Origin of the sequence: Chryseobacterium ginsengisoli, from assembly GCF_039542325.1 — a bacterium.
Classification (GTDB): Bacteria; Bacteroidota; Bacteroidia; order Flavobacteriales; family Weeksellaceae; genus Chryseobacterium; species Chryseobacterium ginsengisoli.
In genome coordinates, this window is record NZ_BAABHX010000001.1 from 602,843 (window position 1) to 629,277 (window position 26,435).

The following is a 26,435-nucleotide window of genomic DNA, read 5'->3' on the forward strand; positions in this document are numbered from 1 at the left end:
TTCTAACTTCCAGTTTCTGTTCTACCATTTTGCCAATCTCTTCAAATACGCCTGAACCGTATTTTCTAATCCCATATACAAAGCTTCGGAAACCAAAGCATGACCGATGGAAACTTCCAATAAATTCGGGATATTGTCTGAAAAATATTTTAAGTTGTCTAAACTTAAATCATGCCCTGCATTTATTCCCAAACCAAAATCGGCAGCTACAATTGCTGTATCATAATAAGGTTTTATTGCAGATTCTTTATTTAAAGTATAATTTTTTGCGTAGGCTTCTGTGTACAATTCTATTCTGTCGGCTCCGGTTTTTGCGGCATATTCTATCAATTCCGGTGTCGGATCAAGGAAAATTGAAGTACGGATTCCTGCATTTTTAAACTCAGCGATAATTTCTGTAAGAAAATCTAAATGTTTTTTAGTATCCCAACCTGCGTTTGAAGTAATTGCATCGTCTGCATCAGGAACCAAAGTTACCTGTTCCGGCTTTACTTCCAAAACCATATCTATAAAAGATCTGTGAGGATTCCCTTCAATATTGAATTCCGTTGTAACCAAAGGTTTAAGATCATAAACATCTTTTCTTGTAATGTGTCTTTCATCGGGTCTTGGATGAATCGTAATTCCCTGTCCTCCAAATTCCTGAATTTTAATTGCGGCTTCCGTTACGCTTGGCGTTTCACCCCCTCTTGCATTTCTTATCGTTGCAATTTTATTGATATTTACACTTAGTTTTGTCATTTTTTACTAATGATTTTTTGAAATATGGTTTTGACGGATAGAGCATTAAGCGGAAATTCAGCAAGTACATGTATCATGCTGAGAACAAATAATACCGTCAAACCTGTTTGATAATTATATAAATACAAAGCTATCGATAAAATCCAAATTCCTAAAACGAAAATCATTTTTTTTAGCTCCAAAGACTTTGCCCAGCCTATCACTGAAGTCTTTGCAAACCAGTTCAGGTAATGATAAGTATAAGCAAATGCGATGAAAATCTGAGCTTTTAAAACTACATTGGTTTTAGAAATATTTTTCCCGAAAAAGAAAACGAGCTGATCATTAATTATTTTAAAACCTGTAGAATTAAATATTTTTTCAGCATTAATTCCGGAAAATACAAGATTTTCAACTGGCAGAAAATAAATTACAAAAGGAACAGATAACAGCAACATAATATTGATCAAGCCAAATGAATCAGGAGCTTTAAAATATCCAGAAATCATAAAGAAAGTCGTAAAAACGTAAACGTGAATTAAAGTAGGAATAAATAAACCTAACAAAATAATTAAGTTTGGCTTAAAAAAATATAATAGTCCTACAAACAAAATTAAAATTCCGAGAAGTAATTTTGAAGTTCTGTTTTTTAAGACAAAAAGCAAATAGCTGCAAAAAATAAAAAATATCGATAAAATAATCCCCGAAAAAATATCAGCTCTGAATAAATAGATATTAAGAAAAGGAAGAAAAAGTAATGCTGCAATCAGAACTGCGAAGAAAATAAATACGCCGACATCAGATTTTTCAAGGAAAAAATTTTTATTTTTCAACCATTGCAATTCTGTAAGATAATGTAAAGGACCAAGAAACGCATACGAAAACAAAAAAACATCAAAAGGCAAAGCACATGCAGCGATAAAGGAGATCAAGAGCATTAAACAATTGATAAGCTCAACATTTTTGTTGATAATAATTTTCCTCACCCAATATAATGCTAAACTTTCACACTTACCTGCATTACCTGCAAATCAAATTCTTTTGAAGCCACCAATAAATGGTCAAAAATATCTGCTTGAATCTGTTCAAAATGCTCCCATTTCGAATCATTGGCAAAACAATAAATTTCCAACGGCAAACCTTGTGGCGTAATATCCAACTGGCGAACCATCATCGCTCCGTCCTGATCTACATCAGGATCATTTTCAAGATATTTTTGAGCGTAGTATCTAAAAACTCCGATATTTGTTAATTGCCTGCCATTTACGATTTTATCACTATGTTTCAGATTTTCTTTTTCCTTTTTTAATTCAATGCTTTTTCCTTCCAGATATTCTGAAATGAGATTGATTTCTTTCAAACGGTCAATATCTTCTTCTGTTAAAAATTTAAAAGAATTGATATTAAAATAAATCGATTTTTTTATTCTTCGGGTATTCGATTCCGACATTACCTGAAGATTTTTGATCTCCGTTGTCAACAAATCGTAAGTAGGAATTGAGGAAATTGTTTTATCAAAATTGGTAATTTTTGTGGTCAGAAGACTTATGTCTGAAATATTCCCTTCAATACCGTATTTCGGAATACCGATCCAGTCACCGACCTTTAAACTTTTAGAAGTTGAAACGTGAATCCCCGTTACAAATCCTAAAATCGTATCACGGAAAACCAACACCAAAACTGCTGTAATTGCTCCTAAGCTTCCGACAATAGTAGAACCTTTTATCCCAAAAATAACACAGATTCCGACAATTGAAAAAATGAAAATCCCTAGAATTTTCATGGTCTCGGAAATGGCATTCAGAGCCATTATTTTGTAGAAATCCTGCTTGATTGTGAAATAATTTCTAAATGCAGTAAGACCACGGTAAAGCATTCCTGCGAGGATTAAAACAAATCCTAAATTAACAGATCTTATTATAAATATGTTGGTTTTCGGTAAAGAATTCGGAGGAAATATCGATGTCTGAATACCTGCAACAATTCCCAAAGCAAGAAGATGTCCCAAAGAATTGGTGACTTTAGACTGATAAATGGATTTTATAACAGGAAATTTTGTTTCATTTCTAAAAAAACGAAACACAAAATTGATTATAAATTTAAAAATAAAATCTGCCAATAAAAATATAGCTATCAGCAAAGACAACTTTACCATAGCATGAAAAATCCAATCTAAACCGGATGGAGAGATCTTAGTAATATAAAGATAAAGCTGCTCGCTCAGCTCCTGTATAAAATTCTTGGTTTCTTGTAATTGGTCGTTCATTATAACAAATTTAATAAAATTTAGATTCACATCAACCCTAATAAAATAGGAATTTTTCACAACATTCAGGAATAATTATTAACAATTATTTAAAATAAATTAACAATTAAGATACATTTAATAATAAAATCATTAATTTAGTCTTCTAATAAAAAACTATAATTTATGAGAAAGTTTAACCTCTTATTCATTTTTATTGTTCTCCTCTCACTTGGCTCTTGTAGTTCAGAGGTCGAGAATCCCTCACAAGTAGCAGTTGACAATACTGTAAAAACCGGAAAAATCACCGGAAAAGTGATGTCACAAAACGGAACCAAACCTATTGGAGGCGCCTCGGTTTTTACTTTTGATGAAAAGTATAAAATCTATTACACAGCTTCTGATGCAGATGGTAATTTCACACTAGATGCTCCCGTTGGAAATCATACAATTCACATCCAGACTGGTAATGGTAGCAATTTCCGTACAGAAATTTCCGCAACGGTAAAAAATAATGAAACTTTAAGTCTAGATGCTGGTCAAACTAAACTGAATCAGGTTGCAAAAATTGCTTACGTAAAAGGAACGTATGATAAAATTGAAGATATTATTCAGACTTTAGGATATACTGCCACTGAAATCACAAATAATGATCTTGCTAACTTAACGACTATTGCACAGTACGATATCATATTTCTTAACTGTGGCTCAAGAAACAATTATTCTTCAAATCCGGCACTTTACAATGTAATTGATGGTAATTTGGCAACTTTTGTTGCTAATGGAGGAAGTATTTATGCTTCAGACTGGGACGTTGCATATTTAGTAGGCGGAACAACCAATACCAATAACTGTTCCCTTGCGGGAGGATTTGTTCCTGATACAAAATTATGCTCTAAAAATATCGGAAACGTAGGTACAGTAGGCGCTACAGTAAATAATGCGGGACTTACAACAGCTTTGGGCTTCAATACACTTAATATTGATTTTGATTTAACTGCATGGCAAAAAATAGTGAATTATGACCCAACTTATTGGGAAGTTTTAGTTAAAGAAACTTCAACAAATGATGCTTTAATGATCAGAACAAATCATTTTACAGCAACAGGAACTCCGACTACACCAATTGGAACGACTACAACATTTGCAACTGTTTGTATTACTCTTCCGGGAAATATTCAGGTAACTATCTCGGTTCCTCAGGTATTAGTTCCTTATCTGGTTGCATTAGGCGCAACTGTAGGACCTTGTTCAGGAGCTTCTAATAGTGGATATATTTATTACACTACTTTCCATAATCATGCTTCAGGAAATATTGGAAATGCAGGTGTGATTCTTCAATATGTTATCTTAAACCTATAATAAAAACTTCAGCTTAAACATGGAAGTGGCTTTTATGAAGCCACTTTTTTTATATCTTGCATCTATAAATTTTTAAAGAATGGATACAACATTAATCAATATTCTTTGTCTCATCCTTTTATTTCTCGGAATTTTAGGAACCTTTCTTCCTGTTTTACCGGGATTGTTATTGAGTATTTGTGGCTTATTAATTTATAAATTCGGGACAGATTCGGATTTATCGATGATTTATATTTGGGCATTCGGAATTCTTACGGTGATTTCGGCTGTTTTAAGTTATGTAATTCCTGCAAAAACGAACAGAAAATATGGTGGAACACGTTGGGGAAGTATCGGTTCCATTGTTGGAACTATTGTCGGAATATTTTTGCCAATTCCTTTAGGATTTTTAGTCGGAATGTTTGCGGGAGTTTTTATTGGAGAACTTTTACATGACAGCAAAGACATGGCAAAAGCCTGGAAATCAACAAAAGGAGCTTTTATTGGGTTCATTTACGGAACAGGTTTTAGTCTTGTGGTAGGTGTGGCAATGTTTTTAGTTGTATTTTTGGATATGCTTAACGTTATTTAAAAAGATTATGTTTAATAAAGTCATCATATTTAGTTTAGGACTATTGTCTTTAATTAATTGTAATGCTCAGAAAGAGCCTAAAAAAAATGCAGAAAGAACATGGAGTTCTACTGAGATTAAAGAAACAACACCCATGAAAGGTGAAAATATTATTTATTTCAACGAAGGAGAAAAAAAATTCTTAAAAGAATATCAAATGAATGTCGCTTTCAAATGGATTTCTGAAGACAGCCGTTGCCCAAAAGAAGTAAATTGCATTTGGGCAGGAGTTGCCGTTGCCGAAATGGAACTCATGGGTACAACAACCCGACCAATGACTATAAAATTGGCAAGTCTTGACAATAAAGGAAGAAATTACAATAAATCTGTGGATTTCAATGGATATACGATTACTTTAGTAGACGTTAATCCTTATCCAACTCAAGAAGTTGGAGCAAATGCTCTTCATAGTAAATACAAAATAGGAATTACCATTAAAAAGGCAGGAGAAAATCCTACCACGAAATAGGCTTTTTCCCTTTTGAAACCAAATATTCATTAATTTTTGAAAAAGGTTTGCTTCCGAAAAATCCTCTGTGAACAGAAAATGGTGACGGATGCGCAGACTTTAAAATAAAATGTTTAGCCGGATCTATGAGTTCGGCTTTTTTTTGTGCAAAAGCGCCCCATAATACGAAAACAACATTCTCTTTTTTATCCGAAATTTCTTTAATAATATAATTCGTAAATGTTTCCCAACCTAGATCTTTGTGAGAATTCGGTGTATGTGCGCGAACCGTTAATGTTGCATTTAACAATAAAACTCCTTGTTTTCCCCAATCATCCAACTCTTTTGAAGTTCTTACAACTCCCAGATCATCTTTTAATTCAATAAAAATATTTTTAAGGGAAGGCGGCGCAGCAACCTGTTCGGAAACAGAAAAACACAAACCATTTGCCTGAAAATCGTTATGATAAGGATCTTGTCCGATAATCACTACCTCAACATCATCGAAAGGCGTAATTTCCAAAGCCCTGAAAATCTGATTTTTCGGTGGGAAAACTTTTGTCGTTGCATATTCCTGTTTTACTTTTTCCCAAAGATTGGTAAAATATGGAGTGTTTTTTATTGGTGCTAAAATTTCTGTCCAGGTCATAAATTTAATTTGAGAATAGTTCAATTTGAAAATTCAATTTTTACGCCAGACTGTCATTATGAAAGAATCGCGTAGTAAAGAATCTAATAGCAAATTTAATGATTAAAAAAGAAAAGTAGATTTCTCCTTCGTCGAAATAACAAGTGAAGTATCATTTCTTCAAGCTAAAAACCAAATTATCAGGAAAACCTTCATCTTCTCTACCCTCTTCCAACAAAAAATTATGTTTTAAAAGAATGCCTTTCGAGTTTTCATTAAATTTATTGGTCATTGCCACCATTTCTTGCAAATGTAAATCATTAAAAGCAAAATCTATAACTGCATTCAAAGCTTCCGACATGATTCCCTGTCTATGATAATCGGGTAATAATTCATAACCAACTTCTGCAATTTTTCGATCTTCGGAAAATTTCCAAAGGCAAATCGTTCCAATAAGATTGGGCTGATCTTTTAAAGAAATTCCCCAATAAAAAGTCTCATTATTTTGGGTTCTCTCTTTTATCGTTAAAATAAATTGCAGTGCATCATAATTGTTTTTCGGAGAAATTCTCTGTACAAATTGATTGATGATTTCGTTGCTTCTAATTTTCAAAATATCATCAACGTTACTTTCGTTGATTTCTTTTAATTGTAGTCTTTCAGTTTCTAGTTTCATATCTCAAATTTAGTAAAAGCTGATTAATAGATATTTTCAAATTTCCAAATTACATCATTTTCAAATAACATTCATATTTTCTCACTAAATTTGCAGTGTGTATATAAATAACGAAGATTTAAACGAATTAGAGTTTCCGCAATTGCTCGCGGAAATTTCTCCTTTTGCGTATTCTCCGAAAACGAGAGAAAAAATTCTTCAACTTCGTCCGATGGAAATTGACGAGGCAGAACTTTCTTTGAAAAAAACTTCCGAATATTTGTCGAGTTTTGAAAGTTCAAATGCGATTCCGTTTGATGAATATGAGGATATTGATAATGAGCTGAAAGTAATGCTTATCGAGAATTATCGTCTGGAAAACAGCTCTTTCATCAGAATAAAAACGCTTACGGAACAAATCGGAAAGCTGCAAAAGTTTTTCCCAACCATGCCCGAAACTTTTCCTACTTTGATTCAGGATGTTTCTGTGTTGGAATTCAAAAAAGAAATTATTGATAAAGTTGATAAAGTTTTTAACCGTTTTGGTGAAGTAAAAAGTGAGGCTTCTCCAATTTTAAAAGAGTTAAGGGCTGAAATGCAGGTTGCCAAAAAAGCAATTCAGGAAAATTTCAACCGTGCTCTGTTCAATTACGGGCAAAGTGATTTCTTGGATGATATTCGCGAAACGATTATTGATGATCAAAGAGTGTTGGCGGTAAAATCTGCCTACAAAAAAAGAGTGGCGGGAAGAGTTTTAGGACTTTCAAAAACAGGTTCTATCACTTACATGCAACCGGACAGCGTGGTAAAACATTACTTCAAACTTAAAGAAAGCGAAGAAGAAGAGAAAAAGGAAATCGACAAAATTCTGAGAAAATTAACCGCAGAACTGGCAGAATTTCAACCTCAGCTTTGGAGATATCAGAAGTATATTTTTGACCTTGATTTAACGAGAGCTAAAGCAAAATTTGCAGAGTTAATCAACGGAGTTTTACCGAAAATAAACCGTCACAGAACTTTAAGATTAAGAGAAGCTTTCCATCCTTTATTATTTTTAAGAAATAAAGCGGAAAACAAAACTATTTTCTCCCAAACCCTTACTTTAACGGATCATAACAGAATTATCTGTATTTCAGGACCGAATGCAGGAGGAAAATCAATCACTTTGAAAACTGTTGGATTACTCCAACTGATGATCCAGAGTGGAATTTTAGTTCCTACTCATCCAAAATCCGAAATGTTTTTCTTTGATAAAATCATGACCGATATTGGTGATAACCAATCTATTGAAAATCATCTTTCGACTTATTCGTCGAGGTTGAAGAAAATGGGAGGAATCATCCGTGAAGCTGATGCAAATACGCTTTTATTGATTGATGAATTCGGAACAGGTTCCGATCCTGAATTAGGTGGTGCTTTGGCTGAAAGTTTCCTTGAGTTTTTCTATGATAAAAAAAGTTTTGCGATCATTACGACGCACTACACAAACATCAAATTGGTTATTGAAGAGCTTCCGAATGCAGAAAATGCAGCAATGCTATTCAATGAAGAAACGCTTGAACCAATGTATAAACTGGAAGTCGGACAAGCCGGAAGTTCATTTACTTTTGAGGTAGCGGAAAAGAATAAAATTCCAAGATTTATCATTCATTCTGCGAAGAAAAAAGTGGAACATGATATTGTGAATCTTGATAAAACGATTGTAAAACTTCAACAGGAAAAATATGAGGTTGAAAAACTTAAAACCGACCTTGCCGAAAGAAAAGAATCTGTTGAAGACAAACGTGACAATCTGCAAAAACTGAATGAACAGCTTCAGCAAAAGTTATTTAATTTCCAGAAATTGTATGAAGAAGAACATCGTAAACTTCAGTTTGGAACCAAGATCGAATCGTTTATCGACAGTTATGTAAAAGGAAAATCGAGGAAAGATGTCGTGAAGGATTTTGTGAAGATTTTGGAACAGGAAAAGTTCAGAAAAATCGGAGCTGACAAAGATGAATCTAAACGACTTCAGGTTGTGAAAAGAAAAATTACGCAACAGTTGAAGAAAGAAGATGTTATCGAAAAAATCATTGAAACAAACGAGAAAATTGAAGAAAAACGCAAAGTTGACCGTGCTCTTTGGATGAAAATCGGACAACGTGTTCGTATTTCGGGAAGTACAAGTGTCGGGACAATCGAGAAGATTTCGAGGAATAAGGTAATTGTTAATTACGGAACGTTCAAGACAACAATTAATGCAGATGAACTGGAAAGGATTTAATATCTAATGATGACTGTAAAAACACAGATTACATTCAGGGATTTTTTGATGTTTCATTTGAAAAGTTCTTTAACGAGGCTTATTGCTTTCCCTTTATTAGTTTTATCATTTTTTGTATTAAAGCAATTTATGGATGGTGAATCTGAGAGAGATATTTTACAATCGGCTTCGATGTGGTTGGGAATTTTATTCTTATTTATTATTATCCGGTCTTTCCTCCGTTTGAGATTTGCATTTAGTTCAAATAAAAAAATTCAGGAAAGTATTTCTTATACTTTTACGAATGAAAAGATTCGTACAGAAGGTGAGACATTTGATGGAGAATTTGCATGGGATTCCGTTCATAAAGTAAAAGAAAACAAAGAATGGTTTTTGATTTATCAAAGTGCTCAAACAATGAATATGGTTCCGAAAAAGTTCTTTACGAAAGATCAGATTGTTGAGCTTAGAAATATTATTAAAAATAATAAAGTACGGTCAAAACTTAGAAACGATTAATTCAAAAAATAAAAAGTTAGTAAATAGATTAAACTATGACTGTAAAAACTAAAATCTCTTTTAAGGAATATGTTAAATTAACCATTAATATTTTATTTGAAAAAATTATACCCAAACTAATATTTATTTGGATATTTCTTGCTTTTGTTTCTAGTATTATTTCTTATATTTTCCATCCTGAAAATACCCAAAATTTATTAGGAAACATTGTACTTGTTTTGTTTATACTATTTCTATCTATCATTAAATATTTACAATTGAGGAAAATATACAAAACTAATACAAATATAAAAGAAGAATTAGCATATACTTTTTCAAATGAAAAAATCATTATACAGGGTAAAACATTCAAAAGCGAAATAGAATGGAAAACAATTTACGAGATTCGAGAGCTTAAAAATTTATTTTTAATACTTTACGATTCACATTCAAAAAATATGATTCCGAAAAAAGATTTCACAAAAGATCAGATTTTAGAACTTAGAAATATTATTAAAAGTAATAATGTAAAATCAAAATTAAGAAACGATTAATTCAAAATAAAAAAAGAGCGTCCTAATTGACGCTCTTTTTTTACGTTTTAATGAATTTCAATTTCACCGATTTTTCTTTTTCTTTTATATGAATAAAATAAACTCCCTTTAGTAAATGGCTTACATCTACAGTTTTATTTTTAATTTTTCCTTCTTTTACTTTTTGCCCAACTGCATTATAAATTTCAAAATCTGAATCGGAAATCATTCCTGAAATATTTAGAATATCAGAAACAGGATTTGGAAAAATACTAAGATTTTCGAATTTGGTTTCATTGGTTGACAAAACTTCTGGTCCCAATTTTACAACCCAAAAATCAGGATATGTCGGAATTCCGTAATGAGAAGAAACATCACCATCGTTCGAGTAAGAATATCCTGTCATGATAAAGCCACCATCCGTTGTCTGACTCACAGACTGTCCAAAGTCACCTAAACTACCTCCCATTGATTTTTGCCAGATTACATTTCCGCTACTACCTATTTTTACAATCCAAAAATTAGCTGAACCTGTAGGATTTCCGACTGCATCTCCATCGTTCGATGAAGAGTATCCGGCAAACACGTATTCTCCATTCCCTATTTCTTTTATGGAGTTAGCTACATCATTACCTGTTCCACCTTTAGATTTCGCCCATACGATATTGCCGCTTCCATCCAATTTGATTATCCAGGCGTCATTAGTAAATAAATTCCCATAGTGATTATGTATAAGACCATCGTTCGACCTTGAAAATCCGGCAACCATATATCCTCCGTCGGATGTTTGTATTACAGATTGTGCATTATCTGTACCACTTCCTCCAAAAGTTTTCTGCCATTGCAAATTTCCTGTACTATCTAGTTTTAACACCCAATAGTCATATTCACCATAATTTTGCGTTATATCACCACTATTAGACGCTGTAGCTCCTGCAACAATATATCCACCATCAGAAGTTTGCTTGGCATCTAAAGCTATTTCTGTACCATATCCCCCAAATGATTTTTGCCATTGGATATTACCCGTGCTATTAATTTTTACAATCCAAAGATCAGTATTATTATAAGATAAATGACCAATAGCGTCCCCATCCGTCGATGATGACTCACCTGCTACGATATAACCTCCGTCTGAAGTTTGCTGAATTGAGTAAGCTGCATCCTGACCGTTTCCTCCAATTGCTTTTTGCCATTGAATGTTGCCATTAATATCTAGCTTAACAACCCAAAAATCAGCATAGACACTCCCGTGATAACCAGTCACATCACCGTTGTTAGAATATGTTTGCCCGGCAACAATATAGCCACCATCCGAAGTTTGCTGTATAGAATAAGCATAATCGTAATCACTTCCTCCTAAAGATTTCTGCCATTGAATATTTCCACTGCTATCCAACTTTACTACCCAATAATCACCATTGCCGTGATTTCCTGTTACATTACCGTCTGTAGAAGGAGAATAGCCAGCTATAATAGAACCACCATCCGAAGTCTGACATACAGAGGATCCTTGATCCCAATTGCTTCCTCCAAGTGTCTTCTTCCACTGAATAGAAGGAGCAGTTTGCCCCGCCATTACAAGCGAGAGCATCAATGTTAAAATTGAAAATATGTTTTTCATTGTTAATGAGTTGTGAAAAGTAATTTAGAGAATTTACTTTCTTCATGATTAATTAAGCGTCAAAAATAAGAATTTTCAGTAAATAATATCCAGAAGTATTGGTTTATAAGAAATATCTAGTTTATATATTTGGGCTACAAAAATCAAGAATGATAAAAAGTGTAAAAATTTTATGGATTTTCTATTTAAAATTGTTAATTCCTGCCGTTTCATTTTCCCTTCTTATGGATTCACAACTGGGATTTACTATAAATGGCTTTGGATTATGCTTTTTAGTATTTTTTCCGTCACTTCACTTTTTAATTTATGAATTAAGGTTAAAAGATGAATATTATTTTTATGCAAACTTTGGATTCTCAAGATTATTTCTTTGGATATTTACTTTATTATTTAGTATAACCGTAAATATGATCACAAAATTTTTATGAGCAAGCTACATGTCGACAGTATCACAAAATCTTTTGATGAAAAGAAAATTTTAAGAGATATTTACATCAGTTGTGAAACAGGAAAAGTCGTTGGATTATTGGGAAGAAACGGGTCGGGAAAATCTACTTTGCTGAAAATTATTTTCGGAACAGAGAAAGGCGATTCTCAATTTATAAGAGTCGACGATGAAGTTTTGCAAAATCAAACGGACAGAAAAGGAAAAATTGCTTATTTACCTCAACATTTTTTTCTTCCTAAAGGTATTAAGATTAAAAATTTAATTCCGCTTTTTTGTAATAGAGAAAATTCTGACAAACTCTTTGAATTAAATTTAATTAAACCTTTTCTTAATGAAACTTCAAGAAATCTTTCAGGCGGAGAAAAGAAAATCGTTGAAGTGTTGTTGATTATTTATTCAGATTCAAAATTTGTTTTGCTTGATGAGCCTTTCAATGGACTTTCCCCAAAAATAACAACGGAAATACAAAATATAATCAAAGAACAATCGAAGCACAAAGGAATCATTATTTCAGACCATCGATATCAGGAAGTTTTGGATATTTCAGATGATATTTATCTTCTTTCCGATTCTTATTTAAAACAAATTAAAGATTTAAAAGAATTGCAACAATATAATTATCTGCCAAAAAGTATTTAATTTATATATTTGAACTGTCAAAAAATTTTTCATGATGATTTCCGTAAACAAAGCGTTTTATTTATCAGTTTTTAGTCTTTTTTCTTTGGGTTTTGCAAAAGGTCAGGATAAAGTTCCTTTCGGTGTTGTAAAAGCTGAGGAAGGTTATGCAATGGTGCGTGTTCACAAAGAAGATTACCGAAAAATCATTGATAAGATCCGCATGAAAACAGGAGACGTATTTATTTATGTAAAACCTGCTCCCGGAGAAACAGAATGGATCTGGATAAAATATCCTGAAAAAGAAGACACAGAAAAACCTTTCGTAAGATATGACAGCATCACGAAAGAAGGAATGGTAAATAAAAACCGTGTTGTTTTTGTTGATAAACTGCCACAATTCACTCCTTCAAAATCTAAAAATGGGAAATCAATAATTTTCACGGACGATACGAATCCAAAAATTCCCGGGAATCAGAGAACAAAAGTGATTATTGATGTTTATCCTTCTTATGCAAATATCAAAAAACAGGAAAAAGACGCCAACGGAAATATCATTAAAGTTGACAAAGTAAAATCTTGGGGTGTTGGCAAAGAAATTCCTGAAGGAATGACGGAAATTAAATCTGTACGAGTTCAGCAACCTGGAAGAGGTTCTGTTTTTGTGAGAGATGCTATTAAAAATATGTTCCAGCCGACAATGGATTTCAATAATGTCGGAGTTACTGCGATCGACAATAATCATATTTTCCTTTATATGACGAATGGTTCGGGTGAAAACAGATATACCACGATCTGGACAATAAAGCAGGGAAAAGCTGAAAGCCAGATCATTTACAAAAATCCGGAATAATTCGTTAATAATCATTATTTTTGCAACCGAAAAGTTATAAGTTTATAACTTTTCAGAAAATGGTTTTGCTTAACTGCAGATTAAAAGGGAATCGTGTGAAAATCACGGACTGTCGCGCAACTGTAAGTAACTGAAGTCTTTATTAAAAATCCACTGTGCAAGTCATGGGAAGGAAATAAAGATGTTACAAGTCAGGAGACCTGCCTTTTTCTTTCAACAAAAAACTTTCGCGATTTGAAGTTTATTGATCTAATGGATGTTCAGAGATTTCCGTCTCTGTTGTTTTCTGTTGTTTTAATACATTTCATTTTGCATTAATTTAATAATGAAATATGACTACAGAAGAAAGAATTGAAGCATCCGAAACCCGAATTTTTAAAGCGGTTTTTCCTAACACAACCAATCATTACGATACGCTTTTCGGTGGTACTGCGATGCAGCTGATGGATGAAGTGGCGTTTATTGCAGCAACAAGATTTGCAAGAAAACGCGTAGTAACCGTAAGCAGCGATAAAATCGATTTTAAAAGATCGATTCCTGCAGGAACAATTGTTGAATTGATCGGGAAAGTTTCTCACGTAGGAAATACCAGTATGAAAGTAAGCGTAGAAATATATACCGAACAAATGTATTCTTATGAAAGAGAAAGAGCCATTGTTGGTGATTTTACTTTTGTGGCAATTGATGAATTCAAGAAACCAATCCAAATACTATAAATAAAGAGCTCAGCGGCAAAGTTCGCTGAACTTTTTTTATTTTTTATTTCCCACAGATTTCACGGATTTTCACAGATGATTGCGTATATTTTTCTTTTTTAGTTTAAATTAAACCATAAACATCTGTGAAAATCCGTGAAATCTGTGGGAAAAATATAAATTATTTCAAAACTTTTTCAGTCTCTAAGTTTTTAATTAACAAATGCTGAAAAGCCTCCCCCATTTCATCAGAAGCTCTGACAATAGCATTTTCCAACATATTTCTGATCTGTTTTTCTGTAACTCCGGCTTCCGTCCAGCTTTTTCCTGAAGTGTGAGAATTTAAAATGAAAGGCATGATTCTGTCAATTGCACAGGCAAAAATCGCATCAGGAGTTTGTTCCTCCTCAAATTCCAGCCACATATTGAAAAACTCTGTTCTTAACGGTTCATCCAAAATTCCGAAAATCTTTTGAGCTGAAATCTTTTCTCTTTCAAATTTCCCAACCATTGCAGCTTCGTCAAATAAGAAAGTATCTCCAGCTTCAATTTCGACCAAGTCATGAATTGATAACATTCTGATCACTCTTAACAAATCAATATCCGCTCTGTTTTTCGCATATGGAAAAAGAATCTGAGCCAAAATAATGATCTGCCAAGAATGTTCCGCCGTATTTTCTCTTCTGGAATCATCTGCATTATAATTTCTCCTCTGTACATTTTTTAAGGCATCAACTGCCAGAATAAAATCGATTTCCTTTTGTATCTTCATTGTTAATCTTTATAATATTCGTTTATTGGATAGGTTTTAACGTTTTGTATCCATTTATCATCGATGAATTCACGTTTTGTCACGACTACTTTTTCTCCACCCATCGCATCTTCTTCCAATTCGTAGACTTTGAATAATCCTCTTTGAGGAAGAACAGAATATTCCGTTGTAATATGCCAACAACATCCTGATTTTGAATAGGTAATTAATCTTTTTCGTTCAGAATCCGTATTAAACATTCCTAAATTATCGTGAGCAAGAGCGGTTAATTCTTCACTTGGAACAAATTGTTTTCTGGTAATATTAAAAACATAGACATCATATGAAGGTCCGCCATAACTACTTTCATTTCCGTTTCTAATGGCGATATCTTCCGTTCCGTCAAAATTAAAATCATCAAAAATCAACGGACTTTGTTCATCATATAATTGAATGATATTTGCAGTTGGTTTTTGATTTTCATTTAAATAAAAATTCAAATCATCGGATGTTAAGGTCTGAAACTTTTTGAAAGTCTTTTTATTAAATAATTCAATAGTCGCTTTCCCTTTACATTCTTCTTTATCACAGTTTTCAACATTAATTTTAACATCATAATTCTTTGATGCATCTTTTAATTCAAACTGATTTTGGGCAAAAACTGTTGTCCCCAAAAGAATAAACGGTAATAAAAGTCTGGAATTAATCATATGTGATTTTTTAATTGAATTTTTTTCAAACAAATTCTATACAAAAATAAGGGTTTTGATTTAAAGCTATTTTATATAAGAGATTAATTGTATTTTTAATGGAAATATATCATATGTCTTCTCAATTCAATTATCCAACGGAAATTAAAGGAAAAAGAAAATTGTATTCTTTATTTAAAGGGGTAAAAAATCCGTTGGAAGTTATCAGTGGAAATCATGACATTGCGGGAGATAATTATTACATCAAAGCCAGTTTTACGGATAAAAACTTTATTTTTTCCCAGGATAAAGAATTCACAGAATATATTTTAAAGCAAAATCACAAAAATTATTTTAAATCTGAAATACAGTCCATCACTTTAGGAAAATATCTCGGAAACGGTCTGTTGACAAACAACGGAAAAGATTGGCTCAAACAAAGAAGACTGATTCAACCCGGTTTCAGTAAAGCAAAAATTGCGAATCTGGTTTCTATTATGGAAGAGGAAATTGATGCAGCTTTTCAATTATTTAATAAAGAAACAGAGGTCGATCTGTACGATTTTTTTCATACACTTGCTTTTAATATTGTTGCGAAAACTCTTTTCAGCTCAGATATTGACGAAAGTAAGGTTAAAGAATTAGGTAAGATCATTACCGAGGTTCAGGAAGTTTTTGCAAAAGAAGTTCGTTTACCTTTTTATTCACAAATTTTAAAAATATTTGGCGTAATTGATAAAACGATTGCGAAAAGTAACAGATCAAAAGCCATTATTCAAGGTGTTTTGGATAAACGAAGAAATTCGGGCGAAGAAAAAAATGATTTGCTTGATATGTTGATTCAGACGCGATATGAAGATACAAACCTTCCTATGTCCGATGAACAGCTTGTTGATGAAATGCTTATTCTTTTCATTGCCGGTCACGAAACTACGGCAAATGCTTTAAGTTTTATCTTTTTTGAGATCAGCCAGAATCCTGAAGCGGAAAAAAAATTAAAACAGGAAATCGCAGAAGAAGGGGAAAATATTTTCACAACTGAAAGCTTAATGAAAAAATCTTTCACTTCAAATGTTATCAAAGAAGCAATGAGACTGCATTCTCCGGCTTGGGCAATTGACCGACAAGCTTTAGAGGACGATAGTTTTAAAGAATATTCTTGGTCGAAAGGAACTTTAATTATTCTTTATATAACAGGTTTACACAGAAATCCAAAATATTGGAAAGATCCAAACTCCTTTATCCCGGAACGTTTTGATGATGAAAATGCGAAGAATTTTGCTTACTATCCTTTTGGAGCAGGTCCAAGACTTTGCATCGGTGAACACTTTGCCATGATGGAAATGGCTCTTATCGTCCGTAAATTCTACAAAAACTTCAGTTTTATATCATATCAGAACAAATTGGAGAAAAAGGCGCTTGTCACTTTAAGAACAACCAGCTTAAAAGGTAAAATTATTAATAAATTAATCTAATTTTTCTAGATTCTTCATTTCTCAAATTTCACCATTAAAAATAATTAAACTGATTTTCAAATAGTTACATTATTTATTTGTGTTTTTTCACTACTTTGTATTGCATATTACCATTTTAATTACATATCTTTGTAATGTAAAATCGGAATAGGTTCAACTAGCTAGGAACCAACCTTCGAAAATTATATAACTAATTAACAAAACTTATTAAAGATGAATACTGAAAATACCAAAGCGCAAATGCGAAAAGGAATTCTGGAATTCTGTATTTTAAGTCTCATCAATATTCGCGAAATGTACGTTTCCGATCTAATAGATGAACTGAAAAAAGGAAAACTGGATGTAGTGGAAGGAACACTCTACCCTCTTTTAACAAGATTAAAAAACGGTGAGTTTCTCTCTTACAGATGGGAAGAATCTACTGGAGGACCACCAAGAAAATACTACCAGATAACAGAAAAAGGTAAACTGTTTTTAGATGAACTTCAAAATACCTGGAACGAATTAACAGATTCAGTCAACCAAATCACTCAAAAAAATTAAAAAACAAAGCTATGAACAAGACACTCTCAATAGGACTCGCAGGTTTTTCTTTTACAATAGAAGAGCACGCATATATAAAGCTTAGCGATTACCTTAATGCACTGAGAAGCTCATTGGATGCTTCGGAAGCGGAAGAGGTAATGCATGACATAGAAATCAGAATGGTAGAAATCTTTAATGATACCATGGCAAAACGTGAAGTAATCAATGACTCCGATGTAGAAAGAGTAATTGCACAGATCGGAAGCCCTGAAAAAATTGAAGAACAGGAAGAAGCATATTATTCTGAGAAAAATACAAAAAGAACTAATACCTCAGGAACTGAATATTCTGACAAAAAGCAATTGTTCCGTGACCCTGAAAGACAAAAAATTGCAGGTGTTTGCGCAGGTTTAGCTCATTATATCGGAATGGATATTACTGCAATGAGAGCAATCTGGCTAGGAATTTTCATCCTAGGAATTTTCACAGCGGCTGTTTCATCAACCTTAGTTTTCTTGCTTTATATCATCCTTTGGGCGGTATTGCCAAAAGCAGAAACTGCAGCAGATTTCCTGAAAATGAAGGGAAAGCCTATGAACTTCGACAATCTTAAGAATGAGTCTAATAAATTGGTGCAGTTTGCCAACGAATCTACTCAGAGGGTCGGAGAAATCTACAACGAAAACAAACCATACATCGATAACGCCGGGAGCGGATTGTGGAATGTTGTAAGATATGTTTTAGGTGGAATCTTTGCATTTATGTCTTTATCTTGTTTAATCGGAGTATTCGTAGTATTCGGTTTCATGGGAGCAGACAGCGACTTCCCTCCTATCAGCCAAATGAATTTCTATTTTGATAATGACAGCATGAAATACATCATCATGGCATTGATCACTTTAGGAAGCTTAATTCCAGCGATGATCTTCGGGTTATTAAGCATCAAATTAATTTCTCCTAAAACAAAATTGAGAAATACAGGTTGGGTAATCGGAGCATTGTTCCTTGCATTGATCGCTTTGGGTACTTATTTCGGATTCAGCATGGCAAAACAGGAAATGTTCCTTAAAGGTCACAAAGAAGATACTGAAGAAGTTGCAATCAATACACAATCAGACAGTATTTATGTTGATTTCAAGCAGGTTTCTATTCCTCAAAACTTTAAAGGATATGATGATGATCTTTATTCTGATAAAGTTTCGGTATATGAAAGAGATTGGATTCATGTAGATGTAACGAGAAAGGCTGATATTAAAACTCCTTATTTAATCATCAAAAAAGAGGCTAAAGGATATAATCTTCCGCTAAACGTAAGTGTTCCTGTAGAAATCGTAAATAATAAAGTAGTTCTTCCGAATTATATTAGATACCCTTACGAACACAGATTTAGAGATTACAGCATCGATTATGAATTGGTACTTCCTTTGAAAACAGTGGTAATTCCTGTAAAACAAGACGGAATAAGCTTTAACGGAGATCTGAATGCAGACGGAATCAATGATGACGATCAGGAAAAAGACGAAAACGGAAAAATTAAAATCGAAAACAATAAAATCACAGTAAACGGTTCTACAATTGAATACAATTCTGATGATAACGACAGCGACAGCATTATCGTAAACGGAAAAAAAGTTCCGAGCAACCAAGCCGACAAAGTAATTGATTCTATGAAAAACAGCATCAAAAAAATGAAAGGCGGTAATGTAGACATCAAAGTAAACGAAGGTAAAAACGAGATTTCCATACAAACTAAATAACTAAACTGCAGAGAGTGGCAGAAGGTGTGAATGAATAACACAACCGTTTGAAATTCACACTCTTCTTCTCTCACAGAAAGCAAAAAATATAAATATTTAGTTCTCTATGTAAATAAAAATCTTTACATTTGTGTAGAAAAAAAATTATAACCAAAACACTCAAAAAAATATTCAATAATCATGGTACAACTAGCACTGGAAATTGTAATGAAAATTGTTGATTTAATCAGCAGTTTATTTTAAGAGCGATAATATTTCAATATATTTGTAAAGTATAACCACTTTGGTTATACTTTTTTGTTTTTAATTCAAAGTATATGAGAAAGCTGATTGGCAAATTAATGCTAAAATTAATGGGTTGGAAGGTCGTTTTACAAGGCGACGCAAACAGCCTGAACAGGTGTATTCTGGTCGTAGCACCACATACTCACAATATGGAATATATCCTGGGAAATCTTGCCTATTGGTCATTAAAAAAGCCATTAAAAATCATCATTAAAGATGCTCATACAAAAGCTTGGTACGGAAGCGTAGTAAGAGGTCTAGGTGGAATCGGAATCGACAGAAGCCAGAAAAATGATTTGGTGAATTTCGTAGCCAATCAGTTTGCAAAAGATAATTTCAGCTTGGTAATCACTCCGGAAGGGACAAGAAGCTGGGTTCCGAAATGGAGAAAAGGTTTTTACCACATGGCTTTGGCAGCAAAAGTTCCGATTGTTTTGGCGGCAGGAGATTTTAAAAGGAAGATCGTTTACTTAGGGTATACTATTCCTTATGAAAAAATTGCATCAGTTCCATTTGCAGAAATCATGCAGGAAATTCAGGATTATTATATTAAAAATGATATTGGTCCCAAAATTCCTGAAAACTGGAATCCGAATATCATGGGAAATGATTCAGACGCTAAAAGTTAGAAGTTAAAAAATTACTCATTACTTATCAAAATATGTATACGAAAGATAAAACAAAGGAAGAAATATTAGAATTCATCAATAATTGGGGTGAAGAAACATTCGCGAAAACCCTTGATATAAAATTCATAGATATTGATCTTGAAAATGAAACATTAACAGCAACAATGCCGGTTTCACCAAGAATTCATCAGCCTTTCGGAATTATGCACGGTGGTGCAAGCTGCGTTTTGGCAGAAACAATGGGTTCTAGCCTGTCTAATATTTTCATTGACGGAGAAAAATATTTTGGAGTGGGAACGAATATTAATTCCAACCATTTAAGAAGTAAAAAAGACGGAATTGTAACGGCTGTTGCAAGATTTATCAGAAAAGGAAAAACAATGCACGTTTCTGAAATTGAGATCCGTGATGAAAAAGGTCAGCTTATCAATCATACAACGATGACGAATAATATTATCAACCGATAGAATTTTAATTTTTATTAAAAAAATATAGAACTCAAAAAATTTTTTTTGAGTTTTTTTGTTTTCAGACTGCAACCTTTTATTTTTTCTGCATCTTATAAGAAAATTAACAACCATGAAAACTTTAATTTTACCTTTTTTATTTTTATTGATGTTTGCAGTTTCATGCTCTACAAATGACGACATGGAAGCTGTGAAAAAAAATGTTCTCTCATATGATGTATACGTTGCGGGCAGAGACAATTTTAAAGCTTGTTATTGGAAAAACAATGTTAAAACAGATTTAGCCTCTACCGACAGTACAACCGCCACCAAAATTATTGTTGAAAATAACGACGTACATATTTTGGGAAATAACAGTTCTAATGCTAACAGAACTTATTATTACTGGAAAAATAATGTAAGACAAAACTTAGGACAATATTTGGGAATTCCTATAGGACAATATTATCAGATTTTAGATATAGCTATTGATAATAATGATACTTATTTCCTTGGATATTATGATACAGTTTCTCCTATTGCTCATGAAAGATACGCTTTGTGTATCTGGAAAAATGGTGTAAAAACAGTTCTCAATACATCAGGAAGTATTATTTATACCACTTCAAAGCTTAATATTTACAATCATCAAGCGTATGTTTCTGCATTAATATATGATGTTACGACCAACCTAATTCAGTCTGGGTACTACATCAACTCCACTTTTCATTCCGTTCCAGGTATCACTTGGGTAGGAAATTTTGCAGAAACAATAAATGGTATTAGTTTTCTTTATATTAAAAATCAAAATTATTATTCCAGACAGTTATCTACTAATACAGAAACCCTTGTAGATAGCAATGTAAATTCAAACCTTAATTTTGGAAAAATCGTAGGTGAAACATCTTCTAATGATCAATATGTAATCGGATCTATTTTCCTGAATAATTATTATTACAAAAATAATGTTCAAACAATGTTTCCTTTAGATTCCAACTATCCGATGATTCAGGATATTTTTGTACTTAATAATAATTTATATCTCATAAAACAGCAAACAACATCTAATGCAAGTAAAGTTTACATTAATAATGTAGAAACTCAAAGCATTAATAACACTACAAATATATTCGGAAGTGGGTTCAATTCTATTTTTGTTTTGGCAAATTAAAAATATTTTCAAAAAAACTGCAACCTTTTTATTTTTTGGCATCTTTACAGTATAAAACCAAAGTTTTGTGAAAAATTATTTCATTTATCCTTTTTATTAAATTTACTCTCGTCCTGCGTAATTGCAGGATGGGGTTAATTTAAAATTTAAAAATATTTAAGATGAATAGTAACTTTATATTTGTCTTCACCGAATCAAGAAAGTATGATGCAAAAAAATAATAATTTAGACTGGCAAAAAGTCTACAGCAATTATTCCCCAAAACTTTTAGGGATTTGCCGAAGGTACATACAGGATATTTACACTGCCGAAGATATTGTGCAGGACAGTTTCATTACAGCAATTCAGAAAAATGACCAATTGAATGATGAAAAAGCATTGTTTGGCTGGCTTAAAAAAATTGTTGTAAATAACGCTTTGCAGCATATTCGTAAGCACAGTAAAGATACCTTTATCACTACAGAACCATCAGAAATTCCAGATACCTATTCAGAAATGGACAATCATCTTTTGGAAGAAAAAAATGTCTTCATTTACGATTTTACAAATGAAGAACTGCTGTCTTCTATAGACAGCCTTCCACCCCATCACAAATCTGTTTTCAATTTATATTTTATTGAAAATCATTCGCATGCAGAAATCTCCGGTTTATTAGGAATTACTGTAAATACCTCAAAATCTCATCTTTTGAGGGCGAAAAAAGCTGTTCAGAATTATTTATTAAATAACGTTGTCAATCACAACACGCCGAAAAAGAAAATGGCGCATTTGCTTGTTATTTTAGGACTTGGCGGATTACTTTGGGCACAGACATTTCAAAGTAAATTTTTGAATTTCACAATTCAGCCTTCTAAAAAACTACAAATTCCATCTGATATTGAAATTAATAATTTAAAATTTTCATCTTCAAATAAGACTTGGAAAAAGAATGTCATTGTCGGAGTAACTATTTTAATAATTATTGTAGCTTCTATCTTTTTATTAAATCCAAAAAATTCATCTTTTATAACAATAAATGATTCTACCGTTTCATCAAATTTGACAAATCAAAAAATTGAAACAAAGGAAAACCAAATTAATAGAAATGAAACGATTTCAAATTCAAATTTGGAACAAAATATAAATCAAGATCAAATCTATTCTCCAAATAATAACCATGAAAATTCATCAAAAATACAAGTATATGAAGAAGAAAAAAGCTTAAAAAGTAAACAAAATTTAAAAAAAACGATGATTAAAGATTCTGTTAAAGAGGTTCCGCAAAAAGTAATCGTGGTCAAAAAAATCATCAAAAGAGATACTATTTTTGTAGATTGATAAATTGAATAGCCAATGATTTTTTTAAAAAAAATATTATTTCTTTTTTTTATTCTAACTGTAACCTTTTCATTTGCCCAAAAGCATAAAAAAGGAAAAGTTGATACTGTCTATGTTTACGAAAAAGTAATTGTATATGATACTGTTTATTTATTAAAGCAATTACATTTCAAAAAAAATGACTTGATTTTTCCCGAATTAAAAGTTCAGGAAACTAAATTTGTAATCGATATTTACAAACAAGAATTGGAAAAACAGAGAGCTTCAAGAAGAGCAAGATTACGAAAACCCGTTACTTTTCAATATGGAATAGAAGGCGGGATTGGCTTTAAAAGTATAAACTGGGCAGTGCAAAATTCCGAAAGTAAGCCGCAATTCGGAGAAAATCTGGGACTTTGGGCTTCTAAAAGTTTCTTTAATTCTCAATTATCATTACTATTTTCAGCAAATGTCTATCATTGGAACTCTTCTTTTGATCTTGATGCCAACAAAGATGACACTTATCTCAATGGATTTTACTTTACCGAAGATAATCAGCCTTTATTATTTCAAAGATTTAATAATAAGCATTTTGAATATGCACTTCAGCTTAAATTTATTTACGAATGGAAGAACATTCGCCCTTTTGCGGGAGTTTTAGCCAATCGAAATACTTATAAAATGCAATTTTTGGTTCCTGAAAATAATATTCTGAATAAACAGGATGATTTTAAAACTAATCAGACGAATTTAGGGTTTTCTTTAGGACTTCAATACAGAGTTTTGAAACGCATTCTTTTGTCTGCCGAATATCAGCAATATAATATGAAGAATATTTCGCTAAAAAACAGTGATTTTGATTTTGAGATTTTTAAGAGTAATAATACCTTTGCTGAAAGAAAAATTAATTTTGGAATTTCTTACATAATTTCAAAGCTATGATTTTCGAAAAAGTATTAGATAATGATTTATTTCAAATTTCCATTCGACGAAAAACTGTACTCTACAGACGAAAATTCCAACAAAAACAACATAATTTTTTATTCTTTTGATGGTTTAACGCGAATTGATTTTAATGGAAATATTCTTGAAACAGATCAGGAAAATTTTGACCAAAAAGCAATTTCAAGTAAATCTTTACCGGAAGATAAAAACGAATTCGTCGCTGAAACCAAAAATGAATATTTAAAAAATCTTGAGAGAGTAATTGAAGTGATCAAAGAAAATCAACTTCCTAAATTGGTTTATTCCAGAAGAAAAATTTTCACAGATTTCAATGAAATTGATTTAAAAGAGAGTTTTAATAATCTTTGTAAATCTTATCCAAATGCTTTCAGATATATTTTCATTGATGGTGAAAATTCCTGGATGGGAGCTTTCTCCGAAGTTTTAGGAAAATTCAATAAAAAAACTCATGATTTTGAAACGATGAGCCTTGCAGGAACACTTCCTGTTTCAGAAAACTGGTCGGAAAAAGAAGTTGAAGAGCAAAAACCTGTCACAAATTACATTAGAAATATTTTAAAAAATTATTCTGAAAACATTAATGAATCAGAAACTTACGATCATATTTCAGGAAATATCAAGCATCTCAGAACAGATTTCAAAGCAAATATACAACCTGAATATTTAGATAAAATCATTCAGGAATTGCATCCAACTCCGGCTGTTTGTGGAATTCCGAAAGAGTTTTGTAAAGAAACTATTCAACGTTTAGAAAAATTTCCACGTGAATTTTATGCAGGTTATATTAAAATTGAAACTGAACAAACAGTGCAATATTTTGTAAATCTTCGTTGTTCAAAACTTTATAAAAATTCTGTTCATCTATTCGTAGGAGGCGGAATTACAGCCCAAAGCAACCCGCAAAAAGAATGGATCGAAACGGAACTGAAATCAGAAGCTGTTTTGAAAAATCTGGTGATCTCTTAAAAATTTTATGATAGAATGCTTCGAGAACCTCAGCATGACACCGTTAAAAATTTAATGTTTAAAAGTAAACAGTTAGTATTAGATATGTCATGTTGAGGCTCTTGAAGCATTATCTACAAAAAAACCTCATCCAAATTGAATGAGGTTTTTATATAAATCGTGTAATTCTAATTATTTTCTTACTCCTACTTTACTCCAAGTATTCATTACCAAAAGCAAAATAAGACCTATCGCTGCTGAAGCAATTGAAAATATTTAGGGCTTAGAACTATTTTTTATCTAAAAGGCTTTTTAGTAAAGCAATTTGTTCATCTTTTTCTTTTATTCTTTCTTCATATTGTTGAATAAGTTTTTCTGAAAGGAATTGATTCATTACATAACCTGCATTATTAGCGTGTTCACCACTGTTATTATTAATGATTGTCATTCCTTCAGGTAGTAAATCTGTTAAATCTTTATCGTAGATTTTTGCAATTTTGTCTAAAACAAATACATCAGGAAAACTTTTATCCGCTTCATATCTTCTGTAGGTAGATTCTGAAATATCCAGTTTTTCGGCAATTTCTATAGTAGAAAATCCTTTTTCTATTCTCATTCCTTTTAGTTTTTGACCAATTTTCATGCAATTTTGTATTTAAACAAAGGTATTTAAAGTTTTTAAACTTACAAAATAAATACTAATTCATAATTGAGTGAAAATTAGTCAAAAATGCATAATCTTTTGTCATTTTTGATTGTAATAGTTAGGGATTAAAATTTTAGTTTTGTAATATGTTCTCGCGATAACATAAATGTGTAAAAAAAATTAATTAAAAACATTTTAAAAAATTAAAATTGTATGAAAAATTTATTTAAATTAGTGTGTTTTATAGCAGTCTTAGCAGGAAGTTTTGCATTTGGACAAAGTACTTCAAATCAAAAAAAGCCAATCATTAAAGTTATTCATTGTAAAAAAATTACAGTTACTGTGCATATTGGTATTGTAGATGTAGGGACTGATATTACCGGTTGCTTGGTGACAGTAGATGGTTTACCAGTGATGGTCTGGACAAAACAGGCACAAAATCAAACCGATGGACAGCCAAAATATATTTATGTAAACGAGAAGGAAATGATGGAAGCCTTAAAAGTTAAAGATTCTAAGGAACTTGAAAACCTTAAAATAGTCAAGAGCGGTATTTGGGATTATGATGGCGAAAATTATATAATAAATTCAGAATTAGATTATAAAATTGTTGATCTTGACGGTCAGAGATATTTTGCGTTTCCTATTGTAAAAGCTGAATAAGTTATAACA

General features: G+C 32.1%; 28 protein-coding genes and 1 riboswitch. Of the genes, 19 read left to right on the plus strand and 9 right to left on the minus strand.

Features of this window, described 5'->3' with window-relative positions; all coding sequences use genetic code 11:
* Positions 1-21: 21 nt before the first annotated feature.
* The 3 genes from ABD940_RS02780 to ABD940_RS02790 are packed head-to-tail and all read right to left on the minus strand — an operon-like array spanning position 22 to position 2,986.
* Positions 22-741: a pyridoxine 5'-phosphate synthase gene (locus tag ABD940_RS02780; protein WP_345200171.1), complete on the minus strand. Its 720-nt coding sequence runs from the start codon at positions 739-741 to the stop codon at positions 22-24.
* On the minus strand, positions 738-1,706 hold the full coding sequence (locus tag ABD940_RS02785; RefSeq protein WP_345200172.1) for a hypothetical protein: 969 nt from the start codon (positions 1,704-1,706) through the stop codon (positions 738-740). The genes ABD940_RS02780 and ABD940_RS02785 overlap by 4 nt, the downstream gene beginning before the upstream one ends.
* An 11-nt stretch (positions 1,707-1,717) precedes the next feature.
* Entirely contained in the window at positions 1,718-2,986 is a 1,269-nt protein-coding gene (locus tag ABD940_RS02790; protein WP_345200174.1) for a mechanosensitive ion channel family protein, read from the minus strand.
* A 165-nt stretch (positions 2,987-3,151) separates the two neighbouring features.
* On the opposite strand from ABD940_RS02790, the gene ABD940_RS02795 reads away from it, so the two are divergent.
* The 3 genes from ABD940_RS02795 to ABD940_RS02805 all read left to right on the plus strand — a co-directional run bounded on the left by ABD940_RS02795 (position 3,152) and on the right by ABD940_RS02805 (position 5,406).
* Positions 3,152-4,327, plus strand: a complete 1,176-nt coding sequence (locus tag ABD940_RS02795) for a carboxypeptidase regulatory-like domain-containing protein (protein ID WP_345200175.1) — start codon at positions 3,152-3,154, stop codon at positions 4,325-4,327.
* Between the two features lie 79 nt (positions 4,328-4,406).
* The gene (locus ABD940_RS02800; RefSeq protein ID WP_345200176.1) at positions 4,407-4,898 is read left to right on the plus strand and encodes a DUF456 domain-containing protein; all 492 of its coding nucleotides are present in this window, start codon (positions 4,407-4,409) and stop codon (positions 4,896-4,898) included.
* A 7-nt stretch (positions 4,899-4,905) separates the two neighbouring features.
* Entirely contained in the window at positions 4,906-5,406 is a 501-nt protein-coding gene (locus ABD940_RS02805; RefSeq protein WP_345200177.1) for a hypothetical protein, read from the plus strand.
* On the opposite strand, the gene ABD940_RS02810 is transcribed toward ABD940_RS02805, so the two are convergent.
* Together ABD940_RS02810 and ABD940_RS02815 are read right to left on the minus strand one after the other, a co-directional pair.
* Complete coding sequence (locus ABD940_RS02810) at positions 5,393-6,034, minus strand: uracil-DNA glycosylase (RefSeq protein ID WP_345200178.1); 642 nt, start codon at positions 6,032-6,034, stop codon at positions 5,393-5,395. The two genes, ABD940_RS02805 and ABD940_RS02810, sit on opposite strands and share 14 nt — an antisense overlap.
* A gap of 151 nt (positions 6,035-6,185) precedes the next feature.
* Positions 6,186-6,689 carry a GNAT family N-acetyltransferase gene (locus ABD940_RS02815; protein WP_345200179.1) on the minus strand — a complete coding sequence of 168 codons (504 nt, stop codon included), beginning with the start codon at positions 6,687-6,689 and terminating at the stop codon, positions 6,186-6,188.
* A gap of 97 nt (positions 6,690-6,786) precedes the next feature.
* On the opposite strand from ABD940_RS02815, the gene ABD940_RS02820 reads away from it, so the two are divergent.
* From ABD940_RS02820 to ABD940_RS02830, 3 genes are all read left to right on the plus strand, one after another.
* Entirely contained in the window at positions 6,787-8,934 is a 2,148-nt protein-coding gene (locus ABD940_RS02820; protein WP_345200180.1) for an endonuclease MutS2, read from the plus strand.
* 6 nt (positions 8,935-8,940) lie between these two features.
* The gene (locus ABD940_RS02825) at positions 8,941-9,432 is read left to right on the plus strand and encodes a YcxB family protein (RefSeq protein WP_345200181.1); all 492 of its coding nucleotides are present in this window, start codon (positions 8,941-8,943) and stop codon (positions 9,430-9,432) included.
* Positions 9,433-9,689: 257 nt separating this feature from the next.
* Positions 9,690-9,965, plus strand: coding sequence for a YcxB family protein (locus tag ABD940_RS02830; RefSeq protein WP_345200182.1), 276 nt, complete (start codon positions 9,690-9,692; stop codon positions 9,963-9,965).
* 40 nt (positions 9,966-10,005) lie between these two features.
* On the opposite strand, the gene ABD940_RS02835 is transcribed toward ABD940_RS02830, so the two are convergent.
* Positions 10,006-11,568, minus strand: coding sequence for a T9SS type A sorting domain-containing protein (locus ABD940_RS02835; RefSeq protein WP_345200183.1), 1,563 nt, complete (start codon positions 11,566-11,568; stop codon positions 10,006-10,008).
* A gap of 424 nt (positions 11,569-11,992) precedes the next feature.
* Between ABD940_RS02835 and ABD940_RS02840 the strand changes: the two genes are divergently transcribed.
* The 3 genes from ABD940_RS02840 (at position 11,993) to ABD940_RS02850 (ending at position 14,203) form a co-directional block, all read left to right on the plus strand.
* Positions 11,993-12,655 carry an ATP-binding cassette domain-containing protein gene (locus ABD940_RS02840; protein WP_345200184.1) on the plus strand — a complete coding sequence of 221 codons (663 nt, stop codon included), beginning with the start codon at positions 11,993-11,995 and terminating at the stop codon, positions 12,653-12,655.
* 31 nt (positions 12,656-12,686) lie between these two features.
* Positions 12,687-13,487, plus strand: a complete 801-nt coding sequence (locus ABD940_RS02845) for a hypothetical protein (protein WP_345200185.1) — start codon at positions 12,687-12,689, stop codon at positions 13,485-13,487.
* Between the two features lie 43 nt (positions 13,488-13,530).
* Positions 13,531-13,709, plus strand: a riboswitch (cobalamin riboswitch).
* A 110-nt stretch (positions 13,710-13,819) separates the two neighbouring features.
* Positions 13,820-14,203: an acyl-CoA thioesterase gene (locus tag ABD940_RS02850; RefSeq protein ID WP_345200187.1), complete on the plus strand. Its 384-nt coding sequence runs from the start codon at positions 13,820-13,822 to the stop codon at positions 14,201-14,203.
* Between the two features lie 160 nt (positions 14,204-14,363).
* On the opposite strand, the gene ABD940_RS02855 is transcribed toward ABD940_RS02850, so the two are convergent.
* Together ABD940_RS02855 and ABD940_RS02860 are read right to left on the minus strand one after the other, a co-directional pair.
* Positions 14,364-14,954: an HD domain-containing protein gene (locus ABD940_RS02855; protein ID WP_047397855.1), complete on the minus strand. Its 591-nt coding sequence runs from the start codon at positions 14,952-14,954 to the stop codon at positions 14,364-14,366.
* 2 nt (positions 14,955-14,956) lie between these two features.
* On the minus strand, positions 14,957-15,643 hold the full coding sequence (locus ABD940_RS02860; protein ID WP_345200189.1) for an XAC2610-related protein: 687 nt from the start codon (positions 15,641-15,643) through the stop codon (positions 14,957-14,959).
* Positions 15,644-15,741: 98 nt separating this feature from the next.
* On the opposite strand from ABD940_RS02860, the gene ABD940_RS02865 reads away from it, so the two are divergent.
* The 9 genes from ABD940_RS02865 to ABD940_RS02905 all read left to right on the plus strand — a co-directional run bounded on the left by ABD940_RS02865 (position 15,742) and on the right by ABD940_RS02905 (position 25,138).
* Complete coding sequence (locus tag ABD940_RS02865) at positions 15,742-17,097, plus strand: cytochrome P450 (RefSeq protein ID WP_345200190.1); 1,356 nt, start codon at positions 15,742-15,744, stop codon at positions 17,095-17,097.
* Between the two features lie 213 nt (positions 17,098-17,310).
* Positions 17,311-17,640, plus strand: coding sequence for a PadR family transcriptional regulator (locus ABD940_RS02870; RefSeq protein ID WP_345200191.1), 330 nt, complete (start codon positions 17,311-17,313; stop codon positions 17,638-17,640).
* A gap of 11 nt (positions 17,641-17,651) precedes the next feature.
* A complete protein-coding gene (locus tag ABD940_RS02875; protein ID WP_345200193.1) occupies positions 17,652-19,379 on the plus strand; it encodes a PspC domain-containing protein in 1,728 nt (575 codons plus the stop codon).
* 317 nt (positions 19,380-19,696) lie between these two features.
* Positions 19,697-20,293, plus strand: a complete 597-nt coding sequence (locus tag ABD940_RS02880) for a 1-acyl-sn-glycerol-3-phosphate acyltransferase (protein WP_345200194.1) — start codon at positions 19,697-19,699, stop codon at positions 20,291-20,293.
* A 32-nt stretch (positions 20,294-20,325) separates the two neighbouring features.
* Entirely contained in the window at positions 20,326-20,760 is a 435-nt protein-coding gene (locus tag ABD940_RS02885; RefSeq protein WP_345200195.1) for a PaaI family thioesterase, read from the plus strand.
* A 112-nt stretch (positions 20,761-20,872) separates the two neighbouring features.
* Positions 20,873-21,910: a hypothetical protein gene (locus tag ABD940_RS02890; protein WP_345200196.1), complete on the plus strand. Its 1,038-nt coding sequence runs from the start codon at positions 20,873-20,875 to the stop codon at positions 21,908-21,910.
* 204 nt (positions 21,911-22,114) lie between these two features.
* Positions 22,115-23,227 carry an RNA polymerase sigma factor gene (locus tag ABD940_RS02895; RefSeq protein ID WP_345200198.1) on the plus strand — a complete coding sequence of 371 codons (1,113 nt, stop codon included), beginning with the start codon at positions 22,115-22,117 and terminating at the stop codon, positions 23,225-23,227.
* Positions 23,228-23,242: 15 nt separating this feature from the next.
* Positions 23,243-24,148, plus strand: a complete 906-nt coding sequence (locus ABD940_RS02900; protein WP_345200199.1) for a hypothetical protein — start codon at positions 23,243-23,245, stop codon at positions 24,146-24,148.
* Positions 24,149-24,169: 21 nt separating this feature from the next.
* Complete coding sequence (locus tag ABD940_RS02905; RefSeq protein WP_345200200.1) at positions 24,170-25,138, plus strand: chorismate-binding protein; 969 nt, start codon at positions 24,170-24,172, stop codon at positions 25,136-25,138.
* A 268-nt stretch (positions 25,139-25,406) separates the two neighbouring features.
* Here the strand turns inward: ABD940_RS02905 and ABD940_RS02910 are convergent, their stop codons facing one another.
* Positions 25,407-25,760: a helix-turn-helix domain-containing protein gene (locus ABD940_RS02910; protein ID WP_345200201.1), complete on the minus strand. Its 354-nt coding sequence runs from the start codon at positions 25,758-25,760 to the stop codon at positions 25,407-25,409.
* 216 nt (positions 25,761-25,976) lie between these two features.
* On the opposite strand from ABD940_RS02910, the gene ABD940_RS02915 reads away from it, so the two are divergent.
* Positions 25,977-26,426, plus strand: a complete 450-nt coding sequence (locus ABD940_RS02915) for a hypothetical protein (RefSeq protein ID WP_345200203.1) — start codon at positions 25,977-25,979, stop codon at positions 26,424-26,426.
* The last annotated feature ends 9 nt before the right edge of the window (positions 26,427-26,435 follow it).

Excerpts from the sequence above, each read along its gene's own strand:
- ABD940_RS02780 (WP_345200171.1), bottom strand. The coding sequence starts at position 741 with ATGACAAAACTAAGTGTAAATATCAATAAAATTGCAACGATAAGAAAT.
- ABD940_RS02790 (WP_345200174.1), bottom strand. The coding sequence starts at position 2,986 with ATGAACGACCAATTACAAGAAACCAAGAATTTTATACAGGAGCTGAGC.
- ABD940_RS02795 (WP_345200175.1), top strand. The coding sequence starts at position 3,152 with ATGAGAAAGTTTAACCTCTTATTCATTTTTATTGTTCTCCTCTCACTT.
- ABD940_RS02800 (WP_345200176.1), top strand. The coding sequence starts at position 4,407 with ATGGATACAACATTAATCAATATTCTTTGTCTCATCCTTTTATTTCTC.
- ABD940_RS02805 (WP_345200177.1), top strand. The coding sequence starts at position 4,906 with ATGTTTAATAAAGTCATCATATTTAGTTTAGGACTATTGTCTTTAATT.
- ABD940_RS02810 (WP_345200178.1), bottom strand. The coding sequence starts at position 6,034 with ATGACCTGGACAGAAATTTTAGCACCAATAAAAAACACTCCATATTTT.
- ABD940_RS02815 (WP_345200179.1), bottom strand. The coding sequence starts at position 6,689 with ATGAAACTAGAAACTGAAAGACTACAATTAAAAGAAATCAACGAAAGT.
- ABD940_RS02825 (WP_345200181.1), top strand. The coding sequence starts at position 8,941 with ATGATGACTGTAAAAACACAGATTACATTCAGGGATTTTTTGATGTTT.
- ABD940_RS02835 (WP_345200183.1), bottom strand. The coding sequence starts at position 11,568 with ATGAAAAACATATTTTCAATTTTAACATTGATGCTCTCGCTTGTAATG.
- ABD940_RS02840 (WP_345200184.1), top strand. The coding sequence starts at position 11,993 with ATGAGCAAGCTACATGTCGACAGTATCACAAAATCTTTTGATGAAAAG.
- ABD940_RS02845 (WP_345200185.1), top strand. The coding sequence starts at position 12,687 with ATGATGATTTCCGTAAACAAAGCGTTTTATTTATCAGTTTTTAGTCTT.
- ABD940_RS02850 (WP_345200187.1), top strand. The coding sequence starts at position 13,820 with ATGACTACAGAAGAAAGAATTGAAGCATCCGAAACCCGAATTTTTAAA.
- ABD940_RS02855 (WP_047397855.1), bottom strand. The coding sequence starts at position 14,954 with ATGAAGATACAAAAGGAAATCGATTTTATTCTGGCAGTTGATGCCTTA.
- ABD940_RS02860 (WP_345200189.1), bottom strand. The coding sequence starts at position 15,643 with ATGATTAATTCCAGACTTTTATTACCGTTTATTCTTTTGGGGACAACA.
- ABD940_RS02865 (WP_345200190.1), top strand. The coding sequence starts at position 15,742 with ATGGAAATATATCATATGTCTTCTCAATTCAATTATCCAACGGAAATT.
- ABD940_RS02870 (WP_345200191.1), top strand. The coding sequence starts at position 17,311 with ATGAATACTGAAAATACCAAAGCGCAAATGCGAAAAGGAATTCTGGAA.
- ABD940_RS02875 (WP_345200193.1), top strand. The coding sequence starts at position 17,652 with ATGAACAAGACACTCTCAATAGGACTCGCAGGTTTTTCTTTTACAATA.
- ABD940_RS02880 (WP_345200194.1), top strand. The coding sequence starts at position 19,697 with ATGAGAAAGCTGATTGGCAAATTAATGCTAAAATTAATGGGTTGGAAG.
- ABD940_RS02885 (WP_345200195.1), top strand. The coding sequence starts at position 20,326 with ATGTATACGAAAGATAAAACAAAGGAAGAAATATTAGAATTCATCAAT.
- ABD940_RS02890 (WP_345200196.1), top strand. The coding sequence starts at position 20,873 with ATGAAAACTTTAATTTTACCTTTTTTATTTTTATTGATGTTTGCAGTT.
- ABD940_RS02895 (WP_345200198.1), top strand. The coding sequence starts at position 22,115 with ATGATGCAAAAAAATAATAATTTAGACTGGCAAAAAGTCTACAGCAAT.
- ABD940_RS02900 (WP_345200199.1), top strand. The coding sequence starts at position 23,243 with ATGATTTTTTTAAAAAAAATATTATTTCTTTTTTTTATTCTAACTGTA.
- ABD940_RS02905 (WP_345200200.1), top strand. The coding sequence starts at position 24,170 with ATGATTTATTTCAAATTTCCATTCGACGAAAAACTGTACTCTACAGAC.
- ABD940_RS02910 (WP_345200201.1), bottom strand. The coding sequence starts at position 25,760 with ATGAAAATTGGTCAAAAACTAAAAGGAATGAGAATAGAAAAAGGATTT.
- ABD940_RS02915 (WP_345200203.1), top strand. The coding sequence starts at position 25,977 with ATGAAAAATTTATTTAAATTAGTGTGTTTTATAGCAGTCTTAGCAGGA.